The 4,290-nt window shown below is 46.4% G+C and carries 2 tRNA genes and 3 rRNA genes (1 of these 5 only partly in view); all 5 read right to left on the reverse strand.

The features are described from left to right. Nucleotides 1–329: 329 nt before the first annotated feature. Nucleotides 330–437, reverse strand: a 5S ribosomal RNA gene (gene rrf / locus QO190_RS13130). A 91-nt stretch (nucleotides 438–528) separates the two neighbouring features. Continuing rightward, a 23S ribosomal RNA gene (locus QO190_RS13135) occupies nucleotides 529–3,309 on the reverse strand. A 170-nt stretch (nucleotides 3,310–3,479) separates the two neighbouring features. Further along, nucleotides 3,480–3,553: transfer RNA gene (locus tag QO190_RS13140), tRNA-Ala, on the reverse strand. 13 nt (nucleotides 3,554–3,566) lie between these two features. Beyond that, nucleotides 3,567–3,640, reverse strand: a tRNA-Ile gene (locus QO190_RS13145). Nucleotides 3,641–3,759: 119 nt separating this feature from the next. Next, nucleotides 3,760–4,290, reverse strand: a 16S ribosomal RNA gene (locus QO190_RS13150); it runs 1,085 nt beyond the window's last position. The 16S, 23S and 5S rRNA genes sit together here with 2 tRNA genes alongside, the layout of an rRNA operon.

Consider the following 4,290-nt stretch of genomic DNA (forward strand, 5'->3'; position numbering starts at 1 on the left):
TGGATATCTGCAGGAATAGAAGTTGCAAATAATTCTCCTATTACAGATAAGTTTAATTTGGGAGTAATTCAAGTATAATATATTTAAACATACATAAAATTATAAAGTAAAAAGCCTCTGTCCTTCATTAGAACAGAGGTTTTTTAATGCTATTCCTTCTTCAAATATAAATTGATGTTTATAATTTATATATGCAAGTCAAGTTCCATGAGTATTTTCTCATTTAATGTATTATGCTTTCAAAATGATAGCTTGATGAGATTGGATAGATACAATAGTGATAAAACAAAAAATCCTCATCATTTGCATGATGAGGATTTAAAAATAAAAACTGGCGGCGACCTACTCTCCCGCGTTAGCAGTACCATCGGCGCTAGAGGGCTTAACTTCTGTGTTCGGAATGGGAACAGGTGAGCCCCTCTGCTAAAACCACCCTAAATATTGTATATAAGAGTTATGTTTATAACTTTTTTTATCGATAAAAACGTTCACAAAGAGCTAACCTTATCTCTTTCGAGTGCCCTATTAGGCTATAAATCTACGGGTAATTAGTACTACTCGGCTATGACATTACTGCCTTTACACCTGTAGCCTATCAACGTCGTCATCTCCAACGACCCTTAAAAGAAGTCTCATCTCGCGGCGAGTTTCGCACTTATATGCTTTCAGTGCTTATCTCTTCCAAACATAGCTACTCAGCGGTGCACCTGGCGGTACAACTGATACACCAGAGGTTTGTTCAACACGGTCCTCTCGTACTAGAGTCAACTCCGCTCAAACTTCTAACGCCCGCAATAGATAGAGACCGAACTGTCTCACGACGTTCTGAACCCAGCTCGCGTGCCACTTTAATGGGCGAACAGCCCAACCCTTGGGACCTTCTCCAGCCCCAGGATGTGACGAGCCGACATCGAGGTGCCGAACCTCCCCGTCGATGTGAGCTCTTGGGGGAGACTAGCCTGTTATCCCCGGAGTACCTTTTATCCTATGAGCGATGGCCCTTCCATACGGAACCACCGGATCACTATGTCCTGCTTTCGCACCTGATCGACTTGTAGGTCTCACAGTCAAGCACCCTTATGCCATTACACTCTACGCACGGTTACCAAGCGTGCTGAGGGTACCTTTGAAAGCCTCCGTTACTCTTTTGGAGGCGACCACCCCAGTCAAACTACCCACCACGCAATGTCCTTCTTTCGAAGTTAGGCTCCAAGTAAACAAAGGGTGGTATTTCAACGTTGGCTCCACAAACACTAGCGTGCCTGCTTCAAAGCCTCCCACCTATCCTACACATTATTTACTCAGAGTCAATACGAAGTTATAGTAAAGGTTCACAGGGTCTTTTCGTCCCATTGCGGGTAATCGGCATCTTCACCGATACTACAATTTCACCGAGCTCGTGGCTGAGACAGTGCCCAGATCGTTACACCATTCGTGCAGGTCGGAACTTACCCGACAAGGAATTTCGCTACCTTAGGACCGTTATAGTTACGGCCGCCGTTTACTGGGGCTTCAGTCAATGCCTTCGAATTACTTCTAAGCACCTTCCTTAACCTTCCAGCACCGGGCAGGTGTCAGACCCTATACAGCATCTTTCGATTTAGCAGAGTCCTGTGTTTTTGATAAACAGTCGCCTGGGCCTCTTCACTGCGGCCAGCATTACTGCTGGCGTCTCTTCTTCCGAAGTTACGAGACTATTTTGCCTAGTTCCTTAGCCACGACTCACTCGAGCACCTTAGGATTCTCTCCTCGACTACCTGTGTCGGTTTTGGTACGGGCTGTATAAATCGCTTTTCTTGGAAGCGGGTCCTTAGGATTATCAGCGCATCCGAAGACTTGCTGTACTATCGTAACCTCGCAGTTACTTCAACGTACTATTCCGTCAGTACGCACCTAATTTCCAACTCCGTCACTTTATTATTATACAGGTACGGGAATATTAACCCGTTGTCCATCCACTACCCCTTTCGGGTTCGCGTTAGGCCCCGACTAACCCTCAGCTGATTAGCATGGCTGAGGAAACCTTAGTCTTTCGGTGAGGGGGTTTCTCGCCCCCTTTATCGTTACTTATGCCTACATTTTCTTTTCTATCCGCTCCACAATACCTCGCGATACTGCTTCGGCGCAAATAGAATGCTCCCCTACCAGATGTACTATTGTACAAATCCATAGCTTCGGTAATATGCTTATGCCCGATTATTATCCATGCCGGACCGCTCGACTAGTGAGCTGTTACGCACTCTTTAAATGAATGGCTGCTTCCAAGCCAACATCCTAGCTGTCAATGCAGTCCAACCGCGTTGTTTCAACTTAGCATATATTTGGGGACCTTAGCTGTTGGTCTGGGTTCTTTCCCTCTCGGACATGGACCTTAGCACCCATGCCCTCACTGCTGCGAAACATTTATTAGCATTCGGAGTTTGTCAGGAATTGGTAGGCGATGAAACCCCCGCATCCAATCAGTAGCTCTACCTCTAATAAACTTGTCGCAACGCTGCACCTAAATGCATTTCGGGGAGTACGAGCTATCTCCCAGTTTGATTGGCCTTTCACCCCTACCCACAGGTCATCCGAAGACTTTTCAACGTCAACCGGTTCGGTCCTCCACTCTGTGTTACCAGAGCTTCAACCTGCCCATGGGTAGATCACAAGGTTTCGCGTCTAATCCTACTAACTATGCGCCCTATTCAGACTCGCTTTCGCTCCGGCTCCGGACCTGAAGTCCTTAACCTCGCTAGTAAAATTAACTCGTAGGCTCATTATGCAAAAGGCACGCCGTCACACCATATAGGTGCTCCGACCGCTTGTAGGCGTACGGTTTCAGGTTCTATTTCACCCTTCTATTCGAAGTGCTTTTCACCTTTCCTTCACAGTACTTGTTCACTATCGGTCTTTCAGGAGTATTTAGCCTTGGAGGATGGTCCCCCCATATTCAGACAGGATTTCACGTGTCCCGCCCTACTCATTTATCATCTATGTATGCCTTTCGATTACGGGGCTATCACCCTCTATGGCTGTTCTTTCCAGAACATTCTTCTAAACATATAAAGACTTTTGGGCTAATCCGCTTTCGCTCGCCACTACTTACGGAATCTCTTCGATTTCTTTTCCTCCGGGTACTTAGATGTTTCAGTTCTCCGGGTTTGCTCCCATTGCTGGGTGACATGTCTTCAACATGCCGGGTTGCCCCATTCGGACATCTGCGGATCAATTCGTGTGTGCCAATCCCCGCAGCTTTTCGCAGCTTACCACGTCCTTCGTCGCCTCTGAAAGCCTAGGCATCCGCCATACGCCCTTAACGATTTCTTTCCTAATATTATATTAGTATATTTTTATACTCGGCACTCGAAAGTGCTCGGTTATCTCTTTGTGATGTCTTTATCGTTAATGTCAATGATCTATTTTTCTTCTTAAATGTCTAATAAACAAATATTGTTTTTGGCTCTATTCGTCACTTTTAAATTAGACCTCTAAAACTGTGGAGAATAAGGGAGTCGAACCCTTGACCTCCTGCGTGCAAGGCAGGCGCTCTAGCCAGCTGAGCTAATTCCCCTCTAATTCTTTAGTAGTCTCGGGCAGGCTCGAACTGCCGACCTCTACATTATCAGTGTAGCGCTCTAACCAGCTGAGCTACGAGACTTTAAATCTCTTCCCTCTTACTAATGATTAGGGGTATATTTTTATATATCAACCAGTAAAAACCAAAGCGAACTGAGTAAGTTCTTATTTTAATTTTGTTTTACGTCTAATGACGCTCTAAAATGAGATGTTCCAGCCGCACCTTCCGGTACGGCTACCTTGTTACGACTTAGCCCTAGTTACTAGTTTTACCCTAGGCAGCTCCTTTTACGGTCACCGACTTCAGGTACCCCCAGCTTCCATGGCTTGACGGGCGGTGTGTACAAGGCCCGGGAACGTATTCACCGCGCCATGGCTGATGCGCGATTACTAGCGATTCCAGCTTCATAGAGTCGAGTTGCAGACTCCAATCCGAACTGAGACCGGCTTTCGAGATTTGCATCACATCGCTGTGTAGCTGCCCTCTGTACCGGCCATTGTATTACGTGTGTGGCCCAAGACGTAAGGGCCGTGATGATTTGACGTCATCCCCACCTTCCTCTCTACTTGCGTAGGCAGTCTCACTAGAGTCCCCAACTGAATGATGGCAACTAGTGACAGGGGTTGCGCTCGTTGCAGGACTTAACCTAACACCTCACGGCACGAGCTGACGACAACCATGCAGCACCTTGAAAATTGTCCGAAGAAAGCTCTATTTCTAAAGCTGTCAAT

It is taken from the genome of Cloacibacterium sp. Arc13, from assembly GCF_041431305.1.
In the GTDB taxonomy this organism is placed as follows: domain Bacteria; phylum Bacteroidota; class Bacteroidia; order Flavobacteriales; family Weeksellaceae; genus Cloacibacterium; species Cloacibacterium caeni_B.